We start from the raw sequence: 24873 nt of genomic DNA on the forward strand, positions 1-24873 counted from the left end.
AACCCCGGACCTCTTGCATGCCATGCAAGCGCTCTACCAACTGAGCTACAGCCCCTCGCTGTCCGGATCTCCCGCTTCCCTTCCGGGCCGCGTTCCTTCCGTGCGAACGAGGAAGACTCTAACCGGTCGGGCCCGGAACTGCGAAATCCACCGCCTCCGGCCCCTCCCCGCACCCTGTCCGAGCGCGACCCGGACACCACCCGCATCCCACCCGGGCACCACCCGCACCCCGTCCGGGCACCACCCGGACACCGGTCCGGGCGCCGCCCGGACCGGTCAGGTGTCGTCGCCGATGACCGGCTGCGGCAGGGTGCCCGCGTTGTGCTCCAGCAGCCGCCAGCCCCGCGCGCCCCGGCCCAGCACGGACCAGCAGCAGTTCGACAGACCGCCGAAGCACTCCCAGAGCGCCGGCTCCATGCCGAGCATCCGCCCGAGCATGGTGCGGATGGTGCCGCCGTGGCTGACCACCACCAGCGTGCCGTTCTCGGGCAGCTTGCCGGCCGCGTCGAGCACCACCGGCACCGAGCGGTCGGCGACCTCGGTCGCCAGCTCGCCACCGCCGCGCCGGACGGGCTCACCGCGCGTCCAGGCGTCGAACTCCCCGGGGAAGCGCTCGCGGATCTCCGCGTTGGTCAGCCCCTGCCAGGAGCCCGCGTAGGTCTCGCGCAGGCCCTCGTGGTGCTCGACGTCCAGACCGGTCACCTTGGCGAGCTCCTCGGCCGTGCGCCGGGCCCGCTGGAGGTCCGAGGAGACCAGCAGGTCCGGGCGCAGGCCGGCGAGCAGCCGGGCGGCCCGCTGCGCCTGCAGCACGCCCTGCCCGGTCAGCTCGATGTCGGTGGTGCCCTGGAAGCGCGATTCGAGGTTCCAGGAGGTCTGGCCGTGCCGCCAGAAGACGATGCGCGGGCCCCGCGCGTCCCGGCTCAGCTGTAGTCCTCGGCGCCGAAGTCGTCCGCCGGGGCCTGCTCGGCCGGGGACACGGCGTTGCCGGCCGCGTCGGTGTGGGCGTCCGGGCGGTTGCGGGAGGCGATGGCGTCCTCCGGCAGCGGCAGCTCGGGGCAGTCCTTCCAGAGGCGGTCCAGCGAGTAGAAGGAGCGCTCCTCGGAGTGCTGGACGTGCACGACGATGTCGAGGTAGTCGAGCAGGATCCAGCGGCCGTCGCGCTCGCCCTCCCGGCGCACCGGCTTGATGTCCAGCTTCTCGCGCAGCTGGTCCTCGATCTCCTCGGCGATGGAGCGGACCTGGCGGTCGTTGCTCGCGGAGGCGATCAGGAAGGCGTCGGTGATCGACAGCACCTCGCTGACGTCGAACGCGACGATGTTGTGGGCCAGCTTGTCGGCCGCCGCCTGGGCGGCGACGTTGATGAGTTCCTGGCTGTGCTCAGTGGCGGTCACGATGTACTTCCGGCTCGGCGTCTTGGGGGGCGCCCGGCGCGCGGGGCGCACGGATCGCCTTCCAGGATCTCACGCCGCCCCGGCGGCCCCGGAACCGTTTTCCGGGGCCGCCGGGCCGTGGGCCGGCGGGGCGGGCGCCGCGGGGGCGCGGGCCGCCCCGTCCGGCGGCCGGGCGCTAGGACAGGGCCTAGGGGGCCTTCGGCGGCGCGTAGTCCTTGCCGAGTACGACGACCAGGTCGGCGTTCTGCGCGTCGGTGACCTTCTTCACCGCGCTCTCCGGCAGGTTGAGACTGGTCGCCAGGGACTTCGCGGCGGCCTGCCGGGCGTCGTCGGTGTAGCGGATCTCACTGGCGGCCTGCGGCGTGACCTTGGCCCCGCCGGGGACGAAGGTGAGGCCCGCGTTGACCACCTGGACCTGGGCGGCGGCGGCCGCCTGGTCGTTGCCGGAGCCGTCCTGGACGGAGACCCGGGGAGGCGCGTCGCCGCTGGTCGCGGCCTTCACGGTGCCGCCGAGCACGTCCTTGACCTGCTTGCCGGCGGTGGCCTCGTCCAGCGAGCCGTCCGGCTTGACGGTCAGCACGGCGGTGCCGAACTGCCCGTCCTTGGCCTGCTGGGAGAGCTGGGCGAGCACCCCGGCGAGCGCGTCCTCGGGCAGCGAGGGGTCGAGCACCGCGTTCATCCGGTGCACGTCGTCCTTGGCCTCCTTGAAGTCGACCGGCATGGTGCGCACCACCGCGTCCATCACCTGGCCGAACCGGGCGAGCTGGGCGTCGCGGTTCTCGCCGGCGTTCTGCAGGGTGGCGTAGCCGACCGCGGCCTTTCCGCCGAGCAGGGTGTTCTTGCCCGCGGCGGCGAGCACCTTGCCGTCGGGCCGCCCGCCCTCGTGGACCTCGGCGTTGGTGTCCACCCGGACACCGCCGAGCTGGGCGACCAGGAGTTCCAGGTACGGGGTGTCGAGCCGCCAGGTGCCGGCGACCGGGGCGCCGAGCACGGTGGCCAGGCCGTCGCGGACCCCCGAGGCGCCGAGGGTGTCCATGGCCTGGCCGACCGTGGTGACCGGCGGGTCGCCGGGGCCGGGCAGCCGCAGGGTGTCGGGCAGCAGCAGGACGGTGCCCTTCTTGCCCGCCGCGTCGTTGACCAGCAGGGCGCTGGAGACCTTGCCCTGCAGGTCGCGCAGGTGGACGACGTTGACCCGGCGCGGTCCGGCGGCGGCGGTGGCGGCGCCGTCCTTGTCGCGGGTGAACCAGACGTAGCCGCCGGCGCCGGCCCCGGCGAGCGCGAGCACGACGACGGCACCGATCAGCCGGTTGCGCAGCCGGCGGCGGCGCTCGGCGCGCACCTCGCTACGGGACTCGGCGAACTTGAGCCAGTCGATGACGTCCTCGGACTCCTCCGCCTCCTCGTCGACGAAGGTGAACTCGCCCGTGGTGTAGTCGTCCCCGGGAGCGCCGGCGGTCCTGGACCGGGTCGCCCGGGAGCCGCCGACCTGCTCGGACGGCGGTTCGGGCCGGGCGGGGGCGGCCGGCTCGGCGGCGGGGCGGGTCCTGCGGGGGCGCGGGGTGACCGGCGTCGCGGGCGCCGCCGGGGCGGGGGCCGGCTCCGGTTCGGCGACGGCCGGCATCGGGGCGGTCGCGTACGGTTGCGGCTGCGACGGGGGCTGGGCCTGCGGCTGCTGGTACTGGTCCTGGTCCTGGTAGCCCTGCTGCTGGTACTGGTCCTGGTAGCCGTAACCGCCCTGCTGCTGGTACCCCTGCGCCGGCTGCTGCCCGTACTGGTCGGGCTGCTGCTCGTGCCGCGGGTCGTAGCCGGGCTGGTAGCCCTGCTGCTGGTACTGGTCCTGGTAGCCGTAACCGCCCTGCTGCTGGTACCCCTGCGCCGGCTGCTGCCCGTACTGGTCGTACTGAGCCGACGGCTCGTAGAGCCCGGGCTGCTCGTACTGGTCGTACTGCTGCTGGTCGTACTGCTGCTGCTCGTACCCGCCCTGCTGCTGCGGATACGGCTCGTACTGCTCGTACTGCTCGTACTGCCCGGTCGGCCAGTCGTCCGGCTGCCCGGGCTGCTGCCCCTGCGGTCCCCTGCGCTCGCTCATCCGTCGGCCTCTCCGGGGTCAGGTCCGGTGCGGCGCGTAGAGCGCCCGCTTGTCGATGTAGCGGACCACGCCGTCCGGGACGAGGTACCAGACCGGTTCGCCCTTGGCGACCCGGTTGCGGCAGTCCGTGGAGGAGATGGCCAGCGCCGGGACCTCCACCAGGGAGACCCCGCCCACCGGGAGCCCGGCGTCCGACAGAGTGTGCCCCGGCCGGGTGCAGCCGATGAAGTGGGCGAGCGAGAAGAGCTCGTCGGAGTCGCGCCAGGAGAGGATCTGGGCGAGCGCGTCGGCGCCGGTGATGAAGAAGAGGTCGGCGTCCGGGTGCAGCGTGTGCAGGTCGCGCAGGGTGTCGACGGTGTAGGTCGGGCCCTCGCGGTCGATGTCGATGCGGCTGACCGAGAACTGCGGGTTCTCCGCGGTGGCGATGACCGTCATCAGGTAGCGGTCCTCGGCCGGGGTCACCTCGTGGTCGATCTTCTGCCACGGCTGCCCGGTCGGGACGAAGATCACTTCGTCCAGGTGGAACGCGCTGGCGACCTCACTGGCCGCGACCAGGTGCCCGTGGTGGATCGGGTCGAAGGTGCCGCCCATCACGCCGAGACGACGCTTCGCCGGCGCCGGTACGCCGGGACTCCCGGTCTGCTCTCCCATGGCGCCACACCTTACGCGACACCCGTTACGGTGCGGGAACGGCCGGGCGCCGGGCGTCCCGGGGGCGGCATCGCGCCCCGGGCCACCCTCGGCCGGGTCAGCGGTCCCGGTTGAAGCGGGTGGTCACGAAGAGCAGCAGCAGGAGGATGAACAGCCCGCCGCCTCCCGTCAGGTACGGGCTGAGGCTCTCGTGGTTGCCCCCCTCGCCCTCGTTCGCGAGAAGGTTCAGGACGGGGAGTGCGGCAGCAGTGCTCATGGTCGGCGGGACCTTCTCGGCTCGGATGTCGGGCAGGGGGTGTGGTGCGGGCCGGTGAGGGCCCACCCGTCATCGTACGGGGGGTTGCAAGGCAACCGCTCGGCGGCCCACCGCGTCTGAACCGCCGTGAGCCGGTACCCCTGGGCGGCCCGGCCGCCGGGCCGGTCAGTTGTTGCGGCCGGCCCGCAGCAGGATCCAGGCCAGCAGGCCGACGCCGACGAACGACCCGATCAGGACGATCCGCAGGAAGAGCCCGGGACCGTTCTCCCCGGAGATCGGGGCGGCCAGGCTGGCAAGGGCGGCGGTGGACATCTGCGGGCTCCTCGGACGGCTCGGTACCGGGGCCGGAGTGGCCCGGCTTCCCCCCGGCCATCAGGGTAAACCGCCCTCACACCGGGGCCGCCCACCGCCCCCGCGGGCGCCGTCCGTGGCGTCCGGAAGGCCCGTCGGCGGCACGTCCGGAAGGCCCGGCGGCGCCGCGTAGGGTGGGCCGCGGGGACGAGTACGCAACCGCGGACGTTGCACAGGCAGTCGTTACAGGCGAAGACCAGCGGGGGCCGGCCGGGAGCCGGGGCCGCCGTCGACAGGAGGTACTCACACCATGACCGACCCGATCGCGAAGACCCCGAGCCGGCGCCGCCAGCGCTTCCCGGAGATCTCCACCCGCGCCTGGGAGCACCCGGCGGACCGCTCGGCGCTCGTCGCGCTGCGCAAGCTCAGCGGTTTCGACGACGTGCTGAAGAAGCTCGCCGGACTCGTCTCCGAGCGCTCGATCCGGCTGATGTTCCTGGCCACCGCGGTGAAGACCTCCGAGCGGCAGTTCCCCGAGCTGCACACCATGGTGCGCGACGCCGCGTACGTGCTCGACCTCGACCGGGTGCCGGACCTCTACGTCACCCAGGACCCGGCGGTCAACGCCTTCTGCATCGGCATCGACACGCCGGTCATCGTGATCACCAGCGGCCTGGTGGAGCTGCTGGACGAGGAGGAGCTCCGCTCGGTGATCGGCCACGAGGTCGGTCACGCGATGTCCGGGCACGCCGTCTACCGGACGATGCTGATGATCCTCACCAACATCGCCGCCCGGATCGCCTGGGTGCCGCTCGGCAATCTGGCGATCCTGGCGCTCGTCACCGCGCTGAAGGAGTGGTTCCGCAAGGCCGAGCTCTCCAGCGACCGGGCCGGACTGCTGGCCGGGCAGGACCTCCAGGCGTCGATGCGGGCGCTGATGAAGCTGGCCGGCGGCCACAACCTCGCCGAGATGAACGTCGACGCCTTCCTGGAGCAGGCCGAGGAGTACGAGAAGGCCGGCGACCTGCGCGACGGCGTGCTCAAGCTGCTGCAGGTGCTGCCGCAGAGCCACCCGTTCGCGGTGGTCCGGGTCGCCCAGCTGAAGAAGTGGGCCGAGAGCGACGAGTACCGCTCCATCCTGGCCGGCGCCTACCCGCGCCGCACCGACGACCCGGACACCTCGGTCGGCGAGCAGTGGCGGGCGGCCGCCGAGCACTACACGACCTCGGTGAAGGAGAGCAAGGACCCGCTGATGGGCCTGATCCGCGATGTCGCGGGCGGCGCGGTGACGGTCGGCGGCAAGCTCCGCGACACCTTCACCGGCGCCTCCCGCAACGGCAACGGCGGCGGCAGCGGCGGCAGCGGGAGCGGCGACGGCGGCAGCGGCGACGGCGCCTCCGGGACCGACTGAGCCCGGCCGACCCCCGGCGGTCCCCCGGTCACCCCGACCGGGGGACCGCCGGGGGTCGGCCGCAGCCCTCAGCCGCGCCCCTCAGCCGCCCGCCAGCACCCCGCACACCTGCCAGGCCGGCCGCGCGTGGTTCCCCGGGTCCACCGCCGGCGGCCCGGTCGGCGGCGTCGTCGGGTCCGTCCCGGCCAGCACCGGCTGCACCACCCCGGCCAGCGAGCCGTCGCACGGCACCGGCCCGGCCTGCAGCACCGAATCGACCAGCCGCAGCTGCGCCGCCGACAGGTCGATCCGGTCGAACTCGAAGGTCAGCTGCCGCCGCACGGTCTCCAGGGTGACCGGTGCCCCGGCCGGCGCCCCGGCGGCCTTCAGCGCGTAGACGAAGGTGTGGTCGGTGGTGATCCGCAGCGTGCTGCTGTCCGTCTCGTCGATCCGCATCGCACCGGCCACCTTCACGGTGTCGGCGGCCAGCGCGACCTGCGCCGGGTCGAAGCGGACCAGCCAGCCGGTCAGCGCGTGGTGCCGGTCGTCGGTCGGCTGGACCACGCTCGCGTCGAACTGCGCCTGCTCGCCGGGCGTGACGAAGGCCCGCACCTCGGCGGTCGCCCCCTGCACCAGCACGGCGGGCGACAGCGAGGACGCCACCAGGTAGCGCTGCACGGTGTCCAGCGCCTTGGTCACCTCGACCCGGGAGAAGTGGCCGCTGGCCGCCCCGGTCGGGGTCCCCAGTCCGACCGCGCCGTCACCGTAGCCCGGCGGCAGGGCGGCGAACGGGTTGGCCGGGTCGGCCACCGCGTGGACCGGCGAGGCCGGGCTCAGCGCCACCAGGCTGACGGTCAGCTGGCTGCCCTGGGGCCGGGCGGTGGGCCGGGTCGGCGAGCTGACCCCGAAGTACACGGCGGCGCCGAAGGCCAGCAGGATCACCAGCAGCAGCGCCAGCGCCTGCCGGGGCACGGTGCCCAGCGGCCCCAGCCGGACCTTGGGCCGGGTCGGCCGGGAGGAGGAGCCGGACAGCCGCTCGCGCGCCGACAGCTCCTGGATCCGGGCAGCCCGGACGAACGACTCGTCGAAGACGACGGACCGGTACTCGTCATCGTTTCCGGAACCACCCTCGGGCGCACCCTCCGGAGGCTCGCGCGGGTCACCCATGACACCAGGGTAAGGCGCACCGGGGCCCCTCCACGAGGGTCCTGCGGCAGATCACCGGAAGCTCTCCGTGACCGGTGGCGGCCGCCCCGGGGCGCACCGGTCCGGCGCGCCCGCCGGTCAGTGGCTCAGCCCGCCGGACCGATGACCGCCAGCGACGGTTCGGTCGGCGGCGGCACCGGGTCGAGCCCGGGGCTGCTGCTGCCGGACTCGGGCCGCCGGGGGGTGCCGCCGGCTCCGCCCACGCCCTGGTAGATCGCCGCGACCGCCACCGCGACCAGGCTCACGCCCATGATCACGGCGAGCACCCAGGCCACCGGGCGGTGCCAGCGCTGCTGGGCGACGTACCGGCCGCGGCCGGCGCCGATCGGGTCGAATCCGCCCGGGCGCCAGCGCCGCGAACGCCGCCGTCCGGAGGCCCGGCCGGGGCCGGACCACGGATCGGGATAGCGGTGGTCGTCGTCGAGCCGGCTCGGGTACGGGCGCAGCTCCAGCGGCACCCCGTCCGCGGCCGGGGGGTCGTAGCCCCAGCCGGGGCCGGTCGTGTCCGGCTCGAAGCGGGCCTCGGCGGCGGCCAGCTGCCGCTCCTTGGCCGTCGGCTCGTGCACGGCGGCGGACCGCACGAAGGCCTCGTCGAAGACCACGGTGGCGAACTCGTCGTCCGCACCACCGTGGTCGGCATCGTCGGGGTACGGCAAGCCCCCCACATCGTCAGCCACGGATTCAGCGTATTACCGGGCGGGCGATTTGTCTGGGGCTCGGGCCAGTTGGTCCGTCGCTCGTGTGACGGCGGGGTCCGCGGCGGGCCGGCCGGCCGGGCTCAGCCGGCGTCGGCGGCGCCGCCCACGGTCTGCGTCGCCTCGCCCCGGACATGGCCGTCACCAGTGACGATGTACTTGGTGCTGGTCAGCTCGGGCAGGCCCATCGGGCCGCGGGCGTGCAGCTTCTGGGTGGAGATGCCGATCTCGGCGCCGAAGCCGAACTCACCGCCGTCGGTGAACCTGGTCGAGGCGTTGACGGCGACCGTGGTCGAGTCGACGAGCCGCGTGAAGCGGCGGGCGGCGGCCTGCGAGGTGGTGACGATGGCCTCGGTGTGGCCGGAGGTCCAGCGGCGGATGTGCGCGACGGCGGCGTCCAGCGAGGGGACGACGGCGGCCGCGATGTCGTAGGAGAGGTACTCGGCCTCCCAGTCCTCGTCGGTGGCGGGCAGCACGGTGGCGCCGGAGCCCTCGGCGGCCTTGAGCACCGCGTCGTCGCCGTGCACGGTGACCCCGGCGTCGGCCAGCGCGGCGAGGGCGAGCGGCAGGAAGGCGTCGGCGATGTCCTGGTGGACGAGCAGGGTCTCGGCCGCGTTGCAGACGCTGACCCGCTGGGCCTTGGAGTTGAGCAGGATGCCGACGGCCATCGCGAGGTCGGCCTCGGCGTCGACGTAGACGTGGCAGTTGCCGGTGCCGGTCTCGATGACGGGGACGGTGGAGCCCTCGACGACCGTGCGGATCAGCGAGGCGCCGCCGCGCGGGATGAGCACGTCGACCAGGCCGCGGGCGCGCATCAGCTCCTGGACGGAGTCCCGGCTCTCGCCCGGGACGAGCTGGATCACGTCGGCCGGCAGCCCGGCCCCGACGACCGCGTCGCGCAGGACGTCGACCAGGGCGGTGTTGGAGCGGTAGGCGGAGGCCGAGCCGCGCAGCAGCACGGCGTTGCCGGACTTCAGGCAGAGCGCGGCGGCGTCGGCGGTGACGTTGGGGCGGGCCTCGTAGATGATGCCGACCACGCCGAGCGGGACGCGGACCTGACGGACGTCCAGGCCGTTGGGCAGGGTGTAGCCGCGGACGACCTCGCCGACCGGGTCGGGCAGGCCGGCCACGTCGCGGACGTCGGAGGCGATCGCGGCGATCCGCTCCTCGGTGAGGGTGAGCCGGTCGATCACCGACTCGGCGGTGCCGGCCGCGCGGGCCCGGTCGACGTCCTCGGCGTTGGCGGCGGTGATCTCGGCGGCGCGGGCGACCAGGGCGTCGGCGATCGCCCGCAGCGCGGCGTCCTTCGCGGCGCGCGGCAGCGGGGCGAGCTCGGCGGCGGCCTCCCTGGCTCGGCGCGCTACGGCGAGGACGGGGCTGTCGGCGGTGGCGAGGTCGCTGCTCATGCGCCCAGGGTAGTGGAGCGCGCCGGCCCGCCCGCGGGGCATTTCGCCCGGCGAGACGGCGCCCGCACGCCGCCCACCCGTACGCAGCTCAGCTCGCCCGTACGCCGCGCGCCCGCGCGCCGCCCGCCCGTGCGCCTCAGTACGGGTAGACGCCGCCCAGCTGCGGGGGCGGGCCGCCGAAGCCCTCGGCGACGCGCTTGTGGTACGTCGCCCGGTCGACCACCTCCAGGCCGACGATCTCCCACGGCGGCAGCTTCGCCGTCGCCTTGTGCTCGCCCCACAGCCGCAGCGCGATCGCCGCCGCGTCGTGCAGGTCCCGGGCCTGCTCCCAGTAGCGGATCTCCGCGTGGTCGGCGGCGTAGCGGGCGGTCAGGAAGAACGAGTGGTCGTACGCCAGCCGCTCCAGCCCGGCCCGCAGCTCGGTCAGCGGGGTGACCGGCCCGGCCACGCTGAGCACCACGTGCCAGAGCCGGGCCTGTTCGGGCGCGGCGGGCGGTTCGGTCGCGGCGCTCCGCTCCGGCCGGAGCCGGTGCACCGTGCCGGGACCCTGCGGAGGCGGACCGGCCGGTCCGGCGGGGCCGTCGTCCCCGCCGCCGTCGATGCTGGTCAGCCGCCGGCCCGCGGTTCCTCCGGTCAGCGCTGCCTCGCGCCTGCGTTCCACCGGCGGCCTCCTGTTCGGCGATGTCGTGTCGTCGTCCCCGCCGGCCCCGGCCGACGCGGGTACGACCCCGCCCCTCCTCGCCCGTGGCCGGGCGTGTGCTCCCCGCGTGGAGCCGCCCGTGGCCCGGCGGTCCGGCGGCGGGTCAGCCGCGCAGGACGACCAGGTCGTCGCGGTGGACGACCTCCCGCTCGTAGGCGGCGCCGAACTCCTGGGCCAGGTCCCGGGTGGACCGGCCGAGCAGGCGGGGCAACTCCCTCGCATCAAAGTTGACCAGTCCGCGCGCCACGATGTGGCCGTTTTCGGCAAGAAGGTCGACCGGATCACCCGCGGTGAACTCGCCGTCGACCTTGGTGACCCCGGCGGGCAGCAGCGAGGCGCCGCCGGAGACCACGGCCGTGACGGCGCCGGCGTCCAGGTGCAGGGCGCCGCGCGGGCTGCTGGCGTGGGCGAGCCAGAGCATCCGGTCGGAGGAGCGGCTGCCGGTGCGCAGGAAGAGCGTGCCGGTGGGGCGGCCGGCGAGCGCGTCGGCGGCGTGGCTGGCGGCGGTGAGGACGACGGGGATGCCGGCGCCGGTGGCGATCCGGGCGGCCTCGACCTTGGTGACCATGCCGCCGGTGCCGACGCCGGCCTTGCCCGCGCTGCCGATCTCGATGCCGTCGAGGTCGTGCGGGCCGGTGATCCGGGCGATCCGGCTGGTGCCGGGGCGGCTGGGGTCGCCGTCGTAGAGGCCGTCGACGTCGGAGAGCAGGACGAGCAGGTCGGCGCGGACGAGGTGGGCGACCAGGGCGGCCAGCCGGTCGTTGTCGCCGAACTTGATTTCGGCGGTGGCGACGGTGTCGTTCTCGTTGACGATCGGCATCGCGCCCATCGCCAGCAGCTGGTCGAGGGTGCGGTAGGCGTTGCGGTAGTGGGCGCGGCGGCTGGCGTCCTCGGCGGTGAGCAGGACCTGGCCGACGCGCAGGCCGTAGCGGGCGAAGGAGGCGGTGTAGCGGGCGATGAGCAGGCCCTGGCCGACGCTGGCGGCGGCCTGCTGGCGGGCGAGGTCCTTGGGCCGCCGCTCCAGGCCGAGCGGGGCCAGGCCGGCGGCGATGGCGCCGGAGGAGACGAGCACGACCTCGGGGGCGTCCGGGCGGGTGCGGACCTTGGCGAGGGCGTCGACGAGGGCGTCGACCCGGTCGGCGTCGATGCCGCCGGCCGCGGTGGTGAGGGAGGAGGAGCCGACCTTGACGACGATGCGCCGGGCGGTCAGCACCTCCGACCGCAGTTCGTCCTCGCTCATCTCGGTTTCGCCCTTCCGGTGTGGTGCGCTGGCGGCGGGTCCGGCCCGGCCGTGTACCGCCGTGTACCGCCGTGTCCTCCGCAATCTACGCGATCCGCCCGCCCGGCCCGCACCGCGTTTCAGCGGCCGGACGGCCCGCGGACCGGGGCCGATCGACCGGGCGCGCCGTCAACGCGGAAGCCCCCGCGGCCCGTTGACGGGGCGGCGGGGGCTTCCGGGGATCACGCGGGGGGGCCGGCGGGGGCCGACGGGGGCTCAGTGCTCCTCGTCGTCGCCCTCGATGGCGGTCTGGCGGCCGCTGGAGAGCGCCTCGAAGGCGAGGAACTCGGCCTCGGCGGCGTCCCGGCCCTTCGCCTTCTCGCGGCGGCGGTCGACCGCCGGGCGCGGGTTCTCGAAGCGGTGGTCCTCACCGCGGCGGCCGAGCATCTCGGCGCCGGCGGCCATGGTCGGCTCCCAGTCGAAGACGACGGCGTTCTCGTCCGGGCCGATGATGACGGTGTCGCCCTCCTGGGCGCCGACCTTCCACAGCCGCTCCTCGACGCCGAGGCGGGCCAGCCGGTCGGCGAGGTAGCCGACGGCCTCGTCGTTCGAGAAGTCGGTCTGCCGGACCCAGCGCTCGGGCTTGGTGCCGCGGATGCGGTAGGCGCCGTCCTCCTCGGTGATGGTGAAGCCGGCGTCGTCGACGGCGGTGGGCCGCAGCACGATCCGGGTCGACTCCTCGACCGGCTTGGCGGCGCGGGCCTCGGCGACGATCTGCGCCAGGGCGAAGCTGAGTTCGCGCAGGCCCTTGCGGGAGGCCGCGGAGACCTCGAAGACCCGGTAGCCGCGCTCCTCCAGCGAGGCGCGGGTGAGGTCGGCGATGTCCTGCCCGTCCGGCACGTCGACCTTGTTGAGGGCGACCAGGCGCGGGCGGTCCTCGAGGCCGCCGTACTCGGCGAGTTCGGCCTCGATGGTCTCCAGGTCGGTCAGCGGGTCGCGGCCGGGCTCCAGGGTGGCGCAGTCCAGCACGTGGACCAGGACGGAGCAGCGCTCGACGTGCCGCAGGAACTCCAGGCCGAGGCCCCGGCCCTGGCTGGCGCCGGGGATCAGCCCGGGGACGTCGGCGATGGTGTAGACGGTGTCGCCGGCGGTGACCACGCCGAGGTTGGGGATCAGGGTGGTGAACGGGTAGTCGGCGATCTTCGGCTTCGCGGCGGAGAGCACGGAGATCAGCGAGGACTTGCCGGCGCTCGGGTAGCCGACGAGCGCGACGTCGGCGACGGACTTGAGCTCCATGACGATGTCACGGGCGTCGCCGGGCTCGCCGAGCAGCGCGAAGCCGGGGGCCTTGCGGCGGGCGGAGGCGAGCGCCGCGTTGCCGAGGCCGCCGTGGCCGCCCTGGGCGGCGACGAAGCTGGTGCCGTGGCCGACCAGGTCGGCGAGCACGTTGCCCTGGCGGTCGAGGACGACGGTGCCGTCCGGCACGACGAGGACGAGGTCCTGGCCGGCGGCGCCGGTGCGGTTGCCGCCGGCGCCGGGCTTGCCGTTGGTGGCCTTGCGCTTGGGCGAGTGGTGGTATTCGAGCAGGGTGGTGACCTGCGCGTCCACGGTGAGGATGACGCTGCCGCCCTCACCGCCGTTACCGCCGTCCGGGCCGCCGAGCGGCTTGAACTTCTCGCGGTGCACGGAGGCGCAGCCGTGGCCCCCGTTGCCCGCGGCGACATGAAGTTCGACGCGGTCCACGAAGGTGGTCATGGGTGTGCCTCCAGTGCGAAGAAGTCGGTGTTCCACTGCGGTAAAGCATGAAGGGTGGACCGGATCATTCCGGCCCACCCCTCATTGTGAGTCTGGTGTGACTCAGGCCTCGACGGCCACGATGTTGACGACCTTGCGGCCGCGGCGGGTGCCGAACTGCACGGCACCGGCGGTCAGCGCGAACAGGGTGTCGTCGCCACCGCGACCGACACCGGCACCCGGGTGGAAGTGGGTGCCGCGCTGGCGGACGAGGATCTCGCCGGCCGAGACGACCTGGCCGCCGAAGCGCTTCACGCCGAGGCGCTGGGCGTTCGAGTCACGGCCGTTGCGGGTAGAGCTTGCGCCCTTCTTGTGTGCCATCTGGCTATCCCCTTACTTGACCGAGTCGATGCTGGTGATGCGCACCGCGGTGTGCTGCTGGCGGTGACCCTGACGACGGCGGTAGCCCGTCTTGTTCTTGTAACGCAGGATGACGATCTTGTCGCCCTTGGTCTGGTCGACCACCTCGGCGTGAGCCTTCACGCCGGCCAGCACCCACGGGTCGGAGGTGACGGCGTCACCGTCGACGACCAGGATGGTGGAGAGCTCCACCGAGTCACCCGGCTTGGCCTCGATACGGTCGATCTCCAGCACGTCGCCGACGGCGACCTTGTGCTGGCGGCCGCCTGCGCGAACGATCGCGTACATGCGGTACCTACTTTCCCAACTCGGTCGGAACTCTCGATGCCAGCCACCTGGGTACGGACACAGGGGCCTCCCCCGAGGTCCTCTTGCGAGGTCCGGGAGGTGATGTGCTCGGGAGCATGGCGTAGACACGCCAGTGGTCAAGAATACGGGCCGGCCGCCGCAGGGGCAAACCGGCCCGTACGGGCCCCGGGCGGAGGGTGTCCGCCCGGGGCCGGGACTACTCGGCCGCCGTATCACCCTCGGCGGCCCCCGCCTTCTTGGCCGCCGCGCTCGTCCGCTTGGTGGCGGTCTTGCGGGCGGTGGTCTTCTTCGCCGCCGTCGTCGTCTTCTTGGCGGCGGTGGTCTTCTTCGCGGCGGTCTTGCGGGCCGCCCGCTTCTTCGGCGCCGGCGCCTCCTCGGCGGGCTCCTCGGTCGCGGTCGGCTCGGCGGCGGCCTCGGTGGCCTCCGGGGCCTCGACGGCCTCGGTGGCCTCCGCGAGCTGGGCGACCGGCTCGGTGGCCGGCTCGGTGACCGCCGGCGCCTCGGTGGCGGCCGGCTCGGCCACCGCCTCGGCCACGACCGCCTCGGCCGGCTGCTCCTCGGCCGGAGCCCGGTCCGCCGGGGAGACGGCCGCCAGGGCCGACTCCAGGGCCGCCTCGGCCTTGGCCTGGAGCACCACGATCTCCGCCCCGCCCGGCGCACCGGCCGGAGCCGTCGCCTTGCGCACCGCCCGGCGGCGGGGCCGCCCGACGGGGGCGGCGGGGGCCGTAGCCTCCACCGGGGCCTCGACGACGGCGGCCTCGGTGACCTTGGTGGCCTCGGCCGGAGCCTCGGCGACACCCGGGACCTCGATCGCCAGCTGGCCCTCGATCTCCTCGCGGACCGGCGCGGCCTCGACGGCCTCCAGGGCCTCCTCGACCTCGAGCGGCTCGAAGTCGGCCTCGGCGACGGCCTCCTCGACGCTCTGCGGCTCCTCCTGCACAGCGCCGCCCTTGCCCCGGCGACGGCGCTTGCCGCTGCCCGAGCCCGCCTCGACGGCGGCCGCGCCGCCACCGGTGTGGACGTGGGTGTGGGCGCTCGGCTGCTCCATGTGGACGATCACACCGCGGCCGTTGCAGTGCACGCAGGGCTCGGAGAAGGACTCCAGCAGGCCCTGGCCGACCCGCTTGCGGGTCATCTGCACCAGGCCCAGCGAGGTGACCTCCGCCACCTGGTGCTTGGTCCGGTCCCGGCCCAGGCACTCCAGCAGGCGGCGCAGCACCAGGTCGCGGTTGGACTCCAGGACCATGTCGATGAAGTCGATCACGATGATGCCGCCGAGGTCGCGCAGCCGCAGCTGGCGCACGATCTCCTCGGCCGCCTCGATGTTGTTCCGGGTGACCGTCTCCTCCAGGTTGCCGCCCTGGCCGACGAACTTCCCGGTGTTGACGTCGACGACGACCATCGCCTCGGTGCGGTCGATCACCAGCGAGCCGCCGCTGGGCAGCCAGACCTTGCGGTCCAGCGCCTTCATCAGCTGCTCGTCGATCCGGTAGGTGGCGAAGACGTCCACCTCGGAGGTCCACCGCTGGAGCCGCCCGGCGAGGTCCGGGGCCACGTTGGAGACGTAGTCGTGGATGGTGCTCCACGCCTCGTTGCCGGAGACGATGACCTTGGTGAAGTCCTCGTTGAAGATGTCGCGGACGACCCGGACGGTCATGTCCGGCTCGCCGTACAGCAGCGCGGGGGCGTTGCCGGACGCGGCCTTCTTCTGGATGTCCTCCCACTGCTGCTGGAGGCGCTGGACGTCGCGGGTCAGCTCCTCCTCGGAGGCGCCCTCGGCGGCGGTGCGCACGATGACGCCCGCGTCGTCCGGGACGATCTTCTTGAGGATCTGCTTCAGACGGGCGCGCTCGTTCTCCGGCAGCTTGCGGGAGATGCCGGTCATCGAGCCCTCGGGCACGTAGACCAGGTAGCGGCCGGGCAGCGAGATCTGGCTGGTCAGGCGGGCGCCCTTGTGGCCGATCGGGTCCTTGGAGACCTGCACCAGCACGGACTGGCCGGACTTCAGCACCGACTCGATCCGGCGCGGGCCGCCGTGGCCGCCCAGCGCGCCGAAGTTGACCTCACCGGCGTACAGCACCGCGTTGCGGCCCTTGCCGATGTCGACGAAGGCGGCCTCCATCGAGGGCAGCACGTTCTGGACCTTGCCCAGGTAGACGTTGCCGACGTACGAGGTGGCCTGCTCCTTGTTGACGTAGTGCTCGACGAGCACGCCGTCCTCCAGGACGCCGATCTGGGTCCGCTGGCCGTTCTGGCGCACCACCATGACGCGCTCGACCGACTCGCGGCGGGCCAGGAACTCGGCCTCGGTGATGATCGGCACCCGGCGGCGGCCCAGCTCACGGCCCTCGCGGCGGCGCTGCTTCTTGGCCTCCAGACGGGTGGAGCCCTTGATGGACTGCACCTCGTCGGGGTCGAACGACGGCTCGGTGGAGCGGCGGCGCGGCTCGCGCACCTTCACCACCGTGCGGACGCCGTCCTCGGTGGTCTCGGCGACCTCCACGGCGCCGGTCTCACCGCTGCGGCGGCGACGGCGGCGGCGACGGCGCGAGGAGGACAGGCCGGCGGCCAGGTCGTCCTCGTCCTCGTCCTCCTCGTCGACGGCCGCGACGGCCGGCTCCTCGACGGCGGGCTGCTCGGTCTCGGGCGCCTCGGCCTCGATCTCCTCGGCCTCACCGCGGCGACGGCGGCGGCCGCCCCGGCGGCGACGGCGCGACGGGCGGCCGTCCTCCCACTCGTCCTCGGCCTCGGGGCCGGTGGCGGGGGCCTCGACGACGGCGGGCGCCTCGACGGGCCGCGCGGCGACGGCCGGCCGCTCCGCGACGGCGGGCTTCTCAGCGGCGGCGGGCTTCTCCACGGCGGGCTTCTCCACGGCGTGGCGCGCCGCGGCGGCGGGCCTCTGACGGGACGGGGTCTGCACCCGCACCGAGGTGCGGACGCGGCGACGGCGGCCGACGCCGCTGTACTCGAACTCGTCCTCCTCGTTGCGCGGCGCGGCTGCGGCGGGTGCTGCCTTGGCGGGTGCCGCCTTGGCGGGCGTCTCCTTGGCGGCGGCCGGCTGCGCGGCCGACGGCTGCGCGGCGGCCGGCGCGGCCTGGGTGGCCGGGGCCGCCTGGGCGGTCGGGGCGACGTAGGGGGCCGGCTCCTGGAACACCGGGGCCTGGAAGATGGCGGTGGACGGGCGGACCGCGCGGCGGCGCACCCGCTGGGGCGGCTCGGCCTCGGCGGCGGGCGCGACCTTCGCGGCGGCGGGCGCCTCGACGACCGGCTCCTCGGCCGGGGTCTCCTCGGCTTCGGCCTCGGCGACGGGCTCCTCGGCCACCGGCTCCTCGACGACGGGGGCGGGCTCGACCACCGGGGCGGCCTCGACCACCCGGCGGCGGCGGGCACGGCGCGCGGGAGCGGCCGGGGCCTCCTCGGCGGCGGGGGCCTCGACGGCCACCGGCTCGGGCTCGGCGACGGGCGCCTCGGCGACCGGCTCCTCCACCGGAGCGGCCTCGGCCTTCTTGCGGGTCCGGCGGGCCCGCACGGGCTTCTCCGCCTTCTCGGCCGACTCGACCTGCTCCACCTTCTCGGCCGGCTCGACCTGCTCGGCCTTCGCGGCCGTCGTCTTCTTGGCGGCGGCGGCCGGAGCCGGCTCGTCCTCGGCCGGGGCCGTCACGGCACCGGCGTCCGGCGCGGTGACCACGATCGCGGTCGCCTCGGGCGCACCGGCGGGCGCCTCGGCACGCTTACGGGTACGGCGGGCGCGCACCGGCTTCTCCGCCACCGGTTCGGCGGCGGGTGCCTCGGCGGCGGCCGGCGTCTCGGCCGGTCGGGTGGCCTCGGCCTCGGTGGGGAGGACCGTCTCGGCGGTCTCCGCGGCGGCGCCCTGCGGGGCGCCGGCCGGGCGGGACACCGCGCGGCGGCGCCGACGCGGCGGCGCCGCGGACGCGGTGTCGCCGCCGGTGCCGGCGGTGTCGTTCGGTTCCGTGGCCGCAGGCTGCTGCGGATCGGTGTTATCGAGCATGCGGGTGGATCTCCCGTCAGGCCCCCGGGCTCCGCATCCGGGCACGGTGCGACACCGGTGGGCGGCCGGCATCGCGAGGATGCTCGGGCCGGACCCTTTCACGGTGCCGCCGCGCGGACGCGAGGCCGCACAGGGGCTCGTAGTCTCGCTCGGCGCCCCGCCCTCGGCGGGGTGTCGAAAGTCTTCTGGTCTGACCAGTCTTCTGAGGTTTTCCCAAGCTGCGCCGTTCCCCAACCCCGGGTGGCTCCCGGACGGGGTCCTCGGGCCCACCGACCATCGGGGTCGGCGGGCCGCAAGAGGCCGGCCTGTGCTTCGACGACGCTCGCTCCCCTGGGGAGCCGCGGGGGCCTGGAGGACCAGCGGGCCCAGTGGGGAACTGGACCCGGCCTCCGCCCGCTAGGCGGACGCGGTTGCGCGCGGCTCGCCGGCCGCCAGAGGGCCGGCCGGGGCCGCGGCGCGGTCGAGCGCCAGCGGGTCGGTCACCGTGCCGGTCTCCTCGTCGAGCGGCCCCTGCGCCAGCCTGGTCACCTCTGCGGGGACCGGCGGCGCCAGGTCGGCTGTCGCACGGAGACCGGACAACACGTCGTCGGGTCGTACGGCGGGTGTGGCGTGTCGTACTACCAGGCGCAGTATCGCACAGGCACGCCCGGTCCGAACATCGCGGGCCCCTTCACCCGCCGTGTCCGCACCGCCGTCGACCTGCGGCGCGACGATCTCCAGAGCCGCCACCGCGCCGCGCGCGTCGAAGACCCGCAGACCGTTCTTGGTTTGACGTTCGACCTCGACGCGATCCTCGGCGAGGAACGCGGCGACCGCGCGGGCCGCCTCCTGCGGCTCGACGCCGTCGAGCCGCACCTGCCACTCGGAGGCCTCCAGGCGCTCCACGAAGTTGGGCGTCCGCACCTCGACCGCGTCGATCACGTCCAGGCCCGTGGGCAGCGACTCGTCCAACTGGACGCGCAGCTCCTCCGGGTCGCGGAAGGCCGCGAGGCCGATCTCCAGGTACTCCGCCTCGCTGGCCACACCGGTCGGCGCGGCATTGGCGTAGGACACCTTGGGGTGCGGGGTGAAGCCGGCCGAGTAGGCCATCGGCACCACCGACCGGCGCAGGGCGCGCTCGAAGGCGCGCTGGAAGTCGCGGTGGCTGGTGAAGCGGAGCCGGCCGCGCTTGGTGTAGCGGAGACGGATCCGCTGCACCGTCGGCGCGGGCGGCGGACCGTCGGGCGTACGGCGTGCCAGGGTCGCTCAGTCCTTCGTCAGTGGTCCCCGTCCGCAGCGACGGCGATTTCCCGCCACAGTCCGGACTCTGTCACCTCAAAGGGTACGCGCCCCCACCCACCCCTCGCTCCGCCCCTGCTCGCAGGGCCCCGGACCTCAGCCCAACGATCCGGGCTCCGCGAGCCACCGGGTCTTCAGCCCGGTGTGCTCGGCGAGGGTCTCGAAGTCCCGGTCGTAATGCAGCACGGTCAACCCGTGGTGCAGCGCCGTCGCGGCCAGGAGCAGGTCCACCACTCCCACAGAGCGGTGGGCCCCCGATTCGGCCAGCGCGAACCGGAGCTCCCTGGCCCGGCGCCACACATCGTCCGGCATGACCCACCAGGTGTACAGGCGGTCGAGCTGTACCGACATCGCCCGCATCTCCGCAGCCGAACGGGCGGAGTGGAGCAACTCCGCCCCAACCGCCGAGCACATCCCGACCCGCCCACCCACCAGCGCCTCGCTCCACAACGCCAGCGCCACAGGCCGCGTCACCAACCGCGCCGCAGCAGACGAATCGATCAGGAAGTCTTCCCGCTCTCCCATTCGGCCCCACCCTGCTTCCCCCGCCAGGCCTCGTCCTTGAAGCCCGGCTCCAGCATCCGATCGAACGCACCACCCTCAGCCAGCCGCACGAGTTCCCCCAGCGCAAGCTCCCTGCGACGCCGCGCCCCGATCTCGATCAGGGCCGCATTGACCGTGTCCTTCTTGGTGGTCGTTCCGAGCACCTCGGCAGCCAGAGCCAGAGCCTCGTCATCGATATCGATGACCGTCTTCGACATATACCACACCACCCTCCACGTATATACAGACACTCACATAGCGGCCATCGGAGCTGCAAGTCCTTTCGACATCAAGCGCGCAGGCGTGCCCGCTTCCGAGGGACTGACCACGGCGCCCCATATCCGGAGGCTCCGGAACCCCGCGCTCGCGGGGGCCTGACTCGACTTCCGCCGCGTCGGTGCCAGTACGGCCGCCCGTGGATCCGGCGCCGCTCCAAGGCCGACGCGGTTGAGCATCACGTTCTTCCCCCCTTGTCCCGGTTGGCGGCGAGGTCTTCCGCGATGCCGGCAGCGATGAGCGCTTCGGCCGAGGTGTGCCCGGTCCCGACGAAACGCCATGCGCTCTCGACCACAGGCCGCGGGCGTGCCCGGCGCTGCCCGTATGTAGTGGAGAAGACCCTCGTCCTGGTGAGGCAGTGGCCCCGGTAGCCGAGCATGTGAGCCCAGGGAGACCGACCTCGCCGAAAAGTACGACGTCTCCCGACCGACCGTCAGGCTCCCCGTCGCCGCGCTCCGCAGCGAGGGCCAGCTGGACGTGAAGCAAGGCCGCGTCACCTTCGTCCGCCCCACCGTCTACCGGCCCCGCACCGACGCGATCACCGCGCCACTGCTGGAGATGGGCCAGGACGAACTCATGCTCGGCCGCGACCGCCTGCTCACCGACCCCACCGGCGGCGGCCTCGCCCTTCACCGCTTCCCGCTCCCCATGGAACGCATCGAGGCCACCCCCTCGCCCAGCAACCCGCCGCCACCCCGACCGAGGCGTACGCACTACTCGTCTGGAACGAACGGGTCACCGCCCGCATCCCCCAGCCCGACGAGCGCGAGGCCCTGAAGCTCTCCGAAGCCGCCATCCTCCTGGTCACCCACCGCACCACCTACGACCAGGCCACCCTCGAAGAGACCCGCCTCGGCGCCGAAACCGCCGCCCTCACCTACGCCATCGAGGCCCACCCCGCCGAGGCCGCCCACTGTCCCTGTCGCAAACCTTCTCTACTTACTCAAGGGGGGCAGCCCCAACCGCCCCGGCCGGGCATGCGGCCTTGCGGCCGTTCCGGGCCGGGCGCCTGGCCGCCCACAGAGAAGCACCCCGGCCCGCCGGCTGCCGCGCAACGGCTGATGCCGGGCGGCTCCGCGGCTTTACCCACCTCCCCGGCCCGGGACCCGAGTCGAGCAAGACCGGGGGGCCACTCGGCCAAACTGCGGCCAGGCCCAAAAGCCCTGACCGAGCCGCAGCAGCTCACTGCCCCCCGATCACGCTCGACCCCAAACCAGACAGGACACCGGCCAAAACCGCTCCGCCGCCCTCGGCTTGAGGTGCGCCGGTCATCTAGGTCATACACCAAGTCGCTCAACCTGATGGTTTGGCCCACACAACCATGGCACCTGCGATACTGTGCAATTCGACCGTATTGTCTTAGAGGAAACAGTAGGTGTTCCGATGGCGGACCCAGCCCAGTTTGGCCATGACCGGCTTGCCCATCTGCTGTCGGACCGCCTTCTGAGCGTCCCGCGATTTCAGCGCGGATATGCCTGGGAAACGTTCAATATCCATGAATTCCTTGACGATCTGAAGACGGCGCGGGGTGAATCTCAACCGTACTTTATGGGGACTGTCGTGCTGTCAGACGACCCAGTCGATCCGGGTCGCCAGATTATCGTCGACGGCCAGCAGCGGCTCACCACGACGGCGATCCTCATCGCAGCAGTGCGGGACAGGCTTAGGGATTTGGGAAAGTCCGAACCAGCCGAAGTAATTGACCGCAAGTTCCTCAAGACATTTGATCTGGAGGAAGAGGACGACGTCACCCGCCTGAAGCTGAATGCGGAAAACCTCAGCTCATACGAGGCGATCCTGAGTGGAAACGTTCCAGCACTGCCGAAGGATCCGATCGTCCAATGCTACCGGGCTTGCATGGATCACCTGAATGATTTGGCGCCAGCTGTCGCCAGCTATCGAGAGCTAATCTCCATAGTAACACACCTAGACAACAGCGTTCAGGTTCTCCTGGCCGTTGCATCGGGACTCCCTGAGGCCTATGTAATCTTCGAAACCCTAAACGACCGGGGAGCGGATCTCACAACGGCGGACCTTCTTAAGAACTATCTCTTCAGTCAATCGAAGACGTATCTGGATCACGTAGAACAGCAGTGGTCCAAGATTGCGGCGGAGTTTGATAAGCCTGAGGATCTTGTCAAGTTCATCCGCTACGAACATTCCTCTCGTGAAGGGAAAGTTACAACCCGAAAGCTGTACAAGGTTCTGCAGTCAAGTATCGGCCGAGGGCCTCGCAGGGTTCGTGACTACGTTTCCCAACTTGAAGGAAGTCTGGATTCCTATGCCGCACTGAAGGAACCAGACAGCGACTTCTGGGGGCATACGGATGTCGACGTGAGGGATTCCCTTCTCGCCTTCCGTCGATTCGGATTTGAGTCCAGCATGCCACTACTGCTCGCCGTTCTAAATTCCTGGGAAATCACCCCAGCCGCAAAAATGATCAATAAGATTGCCGGCTGGTCAGTGCGCTCCTGGTTTGCGGGGAGGCTGGGCGGCGGCACTGCGGAAGAGGTATTCTGCGAGGCCGCACTCAGGGTCACATCGGGCCAGGCGCGCACCCAAGACCAGGTACTCGATGCCGTAAGGAAGCTCATTCCCGAAGATCAAGAGTTCCGACGCTCCGTGATTACATTCGGAGCCGTCAGCACTGGCCGCGCCAAGTATCTCCTATCCCAGCTCGAACGACAGCACCTAGCGGTACGGGGACTAAACTCTGAAGCGCAGCCAGACTGGAGCGGGAAGTCCGTCTCAATTGAGCACGTAATTGCAAAGAGTTCAACCATCGAAAATTTTGGCTCGCGTTCAGAGTTCGAGCGATTTCAGGCAGTGGCAAATAGCCTCCAAAACTACACACTGCTCGAACGGACCCTAAACAGGAAGCTTGAAGATCGCCCCTTCAAGGAGAAGACATCCGCCTATCTCCAGTCAAAATTTCATTTGACCCGTGAGCTCGGATCGTCCGACGGGTGGTCCATCTCTGCCTCCGATAAGCGAGCTGAGGACCTCGCCAACCTTGCGGTGAAGGCGTGGCCCTACCGCTGATCGCAGGAGATCGAGGACGCGGCGAGCCGACATCCCAGCCCCGGGCCGCGTGTCTAACTGCGCTACAACGGGCGCGCACTTCGGTGGACGGCCACGGACAAGCGGGGACCGTTCGGGCAGGCCAGCAGCACTGCTCGCCCAGGTCGGACGGGTGATCAAGTTGCTTCGAGACGAAGTGGCCAACCCACTGGGCCTGGTGGAAGCTTGTGCGGCCACCAGGCCCAGTCAGTGCGACTCCCGACAGGCAGCAGCCAGACATAGGAGCTCTTCGAGGCTCAGCCATCCCTCAGCAATCCCCTCAAGCCTGACTACTGGGCCGCCGCTGGCGTCCGTGTCGGCGATGGCACGCAGCTGTGTCCGCGCTACACCGCATGCGGCGAGCAGACCGTTCAACTCGTCAATTGCCTGCTTTGCCACCCGCCAGCCGGCCGCGTAGTTCACCCCCGGTAGCCACGCCCACGCGTCAGGGTCGAGGCTCGCCGTCAACTCCGCACCGAAGTCGTCGTCCCCGTCCAACTGTTCTTCAACTCCCCTGGCGAAGAACCGAACCGGGCCATCCGTGCATTGACATGCCGAGGAGCCCGATGCCAGCGGCATCGGGTTCCGACCCACCGGACTACCCCTCTCCCGCCAAGGCTCCGGGGTGGTTCGGCACGTGTTCGGTTGTCTCTGATCAGGTCATGTGCGGTCCCGTCCCGGCTCGTCGCAGGCGAAGATCCGCCGGAACAGTTGCACCTCGGTCAAGCCGATCAGCGGATCGTCGAAGCCGGGCTCGTCGCACCACGCAATCACGTCACGATGTGCGGCTCGGCACCCGGGTGAGACTGGCCGAACGGGCCAGGAGAACTGGCCGTCCAATAGCCGCCAGCTCCTGGCCCGTTCCCGCCTGGCCCGGAGATGCCGGATCACCGAGGTGCTCCGGGACCGGCGGGGTGCAGGCGGACTCGGCCGTCACCCCTGCGGGCAGGCTGTTCAGGAGAACGGCGCCCTTCCAGTGGACCCGGATGTGGTTCGTGGCCGGGTCTACCTCAACCTCTGAGAATCCCGGTATCTTCTCCCGGTCAACAGCCGAAAGCACGCCGATCATCCGGTCTACGACCTTGTCCAGGACGTGGCGACCGTCGGCCCGACAGCATTGCGGCTGATCTATGAGGAGGCGCCTTGAGGCGAGCTGACTGGATGCCGCGCCTGTCGAGGCGCACACGCTTCATCGTCATAGCCGTGCTGGCAGTCGTGGGCTTCGAGTTGGCCCTTGAAACATGGTGGCTGCCCGCGAAGTGGCACACCTACGATGCCGCGGCGAGCGGTCGGATGCTGGTGAGCGCGGACGGCCGGACGATCACGTTGGCCGTTGAATGGCAGTGCGAGCAGGAACCGGACCTCGTAACGCGCCAGAGCAACGACCGGGTCGAGATTCTGCTGCACCGCAAGGGCTTCAAGGGGCCGACGTATCAGTGCCCCGAAGGCGGCTCAGCTCGGATCAGCACCCACCTCAGTGCGCCCCTGGCATCACGGCCACTGATCGACGCGGTAACGAACCAGCCCGTTGCGTACGTCGATGGCCACGAGCTGGCAAAGCCGACCTACCTGCCCCCCGACTACGACCATCCCGACACGGACCCCGTGCCCTACCTTCCCGGCCTGACCCAGCCCCCCGCCGGCGTACCCACCTGGACCACCGGCTACCAGCACGGGACAGGAGCGCAAACAGGCTCCCGTCTGCTCATCACCCAAACCCGGGGGGGACGAGACCTCGGGCCAGGGACAGCCGCAGGCCACGGTTGGCGGGCACCCTGCCACATACGTCAGCGGCTCGCCGACCTCTGGGCCGCGTTCAATCATCTGGTCGGACGGGACCTACACCTACACCGTCTCCAACGGTCGGCCGGCGTCGCTCTCCGATGAGGAGTTGCTTCGAGTGGCCGAGGGTCTGCAGCACTCGTGAGTCAGCGCAGTGCTGAGCTGACA

General features: G+C 72.1%; 23 protein-coding genes. 4 read left to right on the forward strand and 19 right to left on the reverse strand.

The genetic code is table 11. The features are described 5' to 3' along the window. Window positions 1–276: 276 nt before the first annotated feature. From ACFP3U_RS30715 to ACFP3U_RS30740, 6 genes are all read right to left on the reverse strand, one after another. Complete coding sequence (locus tag ACFP3U_RS30715) at window positions 277–924, reverse strand: histidine phosphatase family protein (protein WP_380229040.1); 648 nt, start codon at window positions 922–924, stop codon at window positions 277–279. Continuing rightward, the gene (gene rsfS / locus ACFP3U_RS30720) at window positions 921–1391 is read right to left on the reverse strand and encodes a ribosome silencing factor (RefSeq protein ID WP_380229004.1); all 471 of its coding nucleotides are present in this window, start codon (window positions 1389–1391) and stop codon (window positions 921–923) included. Before rsfS ends, ACFP3U_RS30715 begins: the two co-directional genes overlap by 4 nt. A 187-nt stretch (window positions 1392–1578) precedes the next feature. Further along, window positions 1579–3480, reverse strand: a complete 1902-nt coding sequence (locus ACFP3U_RS30725) for a LytR C-terminal domain-containing protein (RefSeq protein WP_380229005.1) — start codon at window positions 3478–3480, stop codon at window positions 1579–1581. Between the two features lie 18 nt (window positions 3481–3498). Further along, window positions 3499–4131: a nicotinate-nucleotide adenylyltransferase gene (gene nadD, locus ACFP3U_RS30730; protein WP_380229006.1), complete on the reverse strand. Its 633-nt coding sequence runs from the start codon at window positions 4129–4131 to the stop codon at window positions 3499–3501. Window positions 4132–4228: 97 nt separating this feature from the next. Then, entirely contained in the window at window positions 4229–4387 is a 159-nt protein-coding gene (locus ACFP3U_RS30735; RefSeq protein ID WP_380229007.1) for a hypothetical protein, read from the reverse strand. Between the two features lie 165 nt (window positions 4388–4552). Then, a complete protein-coding gene (locus ACFP3U_RS30740; RefSeq protein ID WP_380229008.1) occupies window positions 4553–4699 on the reverse strand; it encodes a hypothetical protein in 147 nt (48 codons plus the stop codon). Window positions 4700–4988: 289 nt separating this feature from the next. On the opposite strand from ACFP3U_RS30740, the gene ACFP3U_RS30745 reads away from it, so the two are divergent. Further along, on the forward strand, window positions 4989–6089 hold the full coding sequence (locus ACFP3U_RS30745) for a M48 family metallopeptidase (protein ID WP_380229009.1): 1101 nt from the start codon (window positions 4989–4991) through the stop codon (window positions 6087–6089). Window positions 6090–6170: 81 nt separating this feature from the next. Here the strand turns inward: ACFP3U_RS30745 and ACFP3U_RS30750 are convergent, their stop codons facing one another. The 12 genes from ACFP3U_RS30750 to ACFP3U_RS30805 all read right to left on the reverse strand — a co-directional run bounded on the left by ACFP3U_RS30750 (window position 6171) and on the right by ACFP3U_RS30805 (window position 19805). Further along, entirely contained in the window at window positions 6171–7235 is a 1065-nt protein-coding gene (locus ACFP3U_RS30750) for an SCO2583 family membrane protein (protein WP_380229010.1), read from the reverse strand. A gap of 125 nt (window positions 7236–7360) precedes the next feature. Further along, the gene (locus ACFP3U_RS30755; RefSeq protein WP_380229011.1) at window positions 7361–7951 is read right to left on the reverse strand and encodes an SCO2584 family spore wall biosynthesis protein; all 591 of its coding nucleotides are present in this window, start codon (window positions 7949–7951) and stop codon (window positions 7361–7363) included. Window positions 7952–8052: 101 nt separating this feature from the next. Next, window positions 8053–9375: a glutamate-5-semialdehyde dehydrogenase gene (locus ACFP3U_RS30760; RefSeq protein WP_380229012.1), complete on the reverse strand. Its 1323-nt coding sequence runs from the start codon at window positions 9373–9375 to the stop codon at window positions 8053–8055. 136 nt (window positions 9376–9511) lie between these two features. Beyond that, window positions 9512–10036, reverse strand: a complete 525-nt coding sequence (locus tag ACFP3U_RS30765) for a hypothetical protein (protein WP_380229013.1) — start codon at window positions 10034–10036, stop codon at window positions 9512–9514. Between the two features lie 142 nt (window positions 10037–10178). Beyond that, a complete protein-coding gene (gene proB, locus ACFP3U_RS30770) occupies window positions 10179–11315 on the reverse strand; it encodes a glutamate 5-kinase (RefSeq protein WP_380229014.1) in 1137 nt (378 codons plus the stop codon). A 255-nt stretch (window positions 11316–11570) separates the two neighbouring features. Then, window positions 11571–13049, reverse strand: a complete 1479-nt coding sequence (obgE, locus tag ACFP3U_RS30775) for a GTPase ObgE (protein WP_380229015.1) — start codon at window positions 13047–13049, stop codon at window positions 11571–11573. A gap of 102 nt (window positions 13050–13151) precedes the next feature. Continuing rightward, a complete protein-coding gene (gene rpmA, locus ACFP3U_RS30780) occupies window positions 13152–13409 on the reverse strand; it encodes a 50S ribosomal protein L27 (protein ID WP_030309712.1) in 258 nt (85 codons plus the stop codon). A 12-nt stretch (window positions 13410–13421) separates the two neighbouring features. Then, window positions 13422–13736, reverse strand: coding sequence for a 50S ribosomal protein L21 (rplU, locus tag ACFP3U_RS30785; RefSeq protein ID WP_380229016.1), 315 nt, complete (start codon window positions 13734–13736; stop codon window positions 13422–13424). 217 nt (window positions 13737–13953) lie between these two features. After that, window positions 13954–17766 carry an Rne/Rng family ribonuclease gene (locus ACFP3U_RS30790; protein WP_380229017.1) on the reverse strand — a complete coding sequence of 1271 codons (3813 nt, stop codon included), beginning with the start codon at window positions 17764–17766 and terminating at the stop codon, window positions 13954–13956. Window positions 17767–18162: 396 nt separating this feature from the next. Further along, window positions 18163–18963, reverse strand: a complete 801-nt coding sequence (locus tag ACFP3U_RS30795; protein WP_380229018.1) for a TIGR03936 family radical SAM-associated protein — start codon at window positions 18961–18963, stop codon at window positions 18163–18165. A gap of 177 nt (window positions 18964–19140) precedes the next feature. Further along, entirely contained in the window at window positions 19141–19569 is a 429-nt protein-coding gene (locus ACFP3U_RS30800) for a PIN domain nuclease (protein ID WP_380229019.1), read from the reverse strand. Then, complete coding sequence (locus ACFP3U_RS30805; RefSeq protein ID WP_380229020.1) at window positions 19545–19805, reverse strand: type II toxin-antitoxin system VapB family antitoxin; 261 nt, start codon at window positions 19803–19805, stop codon at window positions 19545–19547. The genes ACFP3U_RS30800 and ACFP3U_RS30805 overlap by 25 nt, the downstream gene beginning before the upstream one ends. Before the next feature lie 535 nt (window positions 19806–20340). Here ACFP3U_RS30805 and ACFP3U_RS30810 point away from each other — a divergent pair. Continuing rightward, window positions 20341–20640: a hypothetical protein gene (locus ACFP3U_RS30810; RefSeq protein ID WP_380229021.1), complete on the forward strand. Its 300-nt coding sequence runs from the start codon at window positions 20341–20343 to the stop codon at window positions 20638–20640. Between the two features lie 606 nt (window positions 20641–21246). Beyond that, window positions 21247–22905 carry a DUF262 domain-containing protein gene (locus ACFP3U_RS30815; RefSeq protein WP_380229022.1) on the forward strand — a complete coding sequence of 553 codons (1659 nt, stop codon included), beginning with the start codon at window positions 21247–21249 and terminating at the stop codon, window positions 22903–22905. 225 nt (window positions 22906–23130) lie between these two features. On the opposite strand, the gene ACFP3U_RS30820 is transcribed toward ACFP3U_RS30815, so the two are convergent. Further along, window positions 23131–23421: a hypothetical protein gene (locus tag ACFP3U_RS30820; RefSeq protein ID WP_380229023.1), complete on the reverse strand. Its 291-nt coding sequence runs from the start codon at window positions 23419–23421 to the stop codon at window positions 23131–23133. Window positions 23422–24126: 705 nt separating this feature from the next. Between ACFP3U_RS30820 and ACFP3U_RS30825 the strand changes: the two genes are divergently transcribed. Further along, window positions 24127–24810 carry a hypothetical protein gene (locus ACFP3U_RS30825; protein WP_380229024.1) on the forward strand — a complete coding sequence of 228 codons (684 nt, stop codon included), beginning with the start codon at window positions 24127–24129 and terminating at the stop codon, window positions 24808–24810. The last annotated feature ends 63 nt before the right edge of the window (window positions 24811–24873 follow it).

Source organism: Kitasatospora misakiensis (assembly GCF_042656005.1).
Taxonomy (GTDB): domain Bacteria; phylum Actinomycetota; class Actinomycetes; order Streptomycetales; family Streptomycetaceae; genus Kitasatospora; species Kitasatospora misakiensis.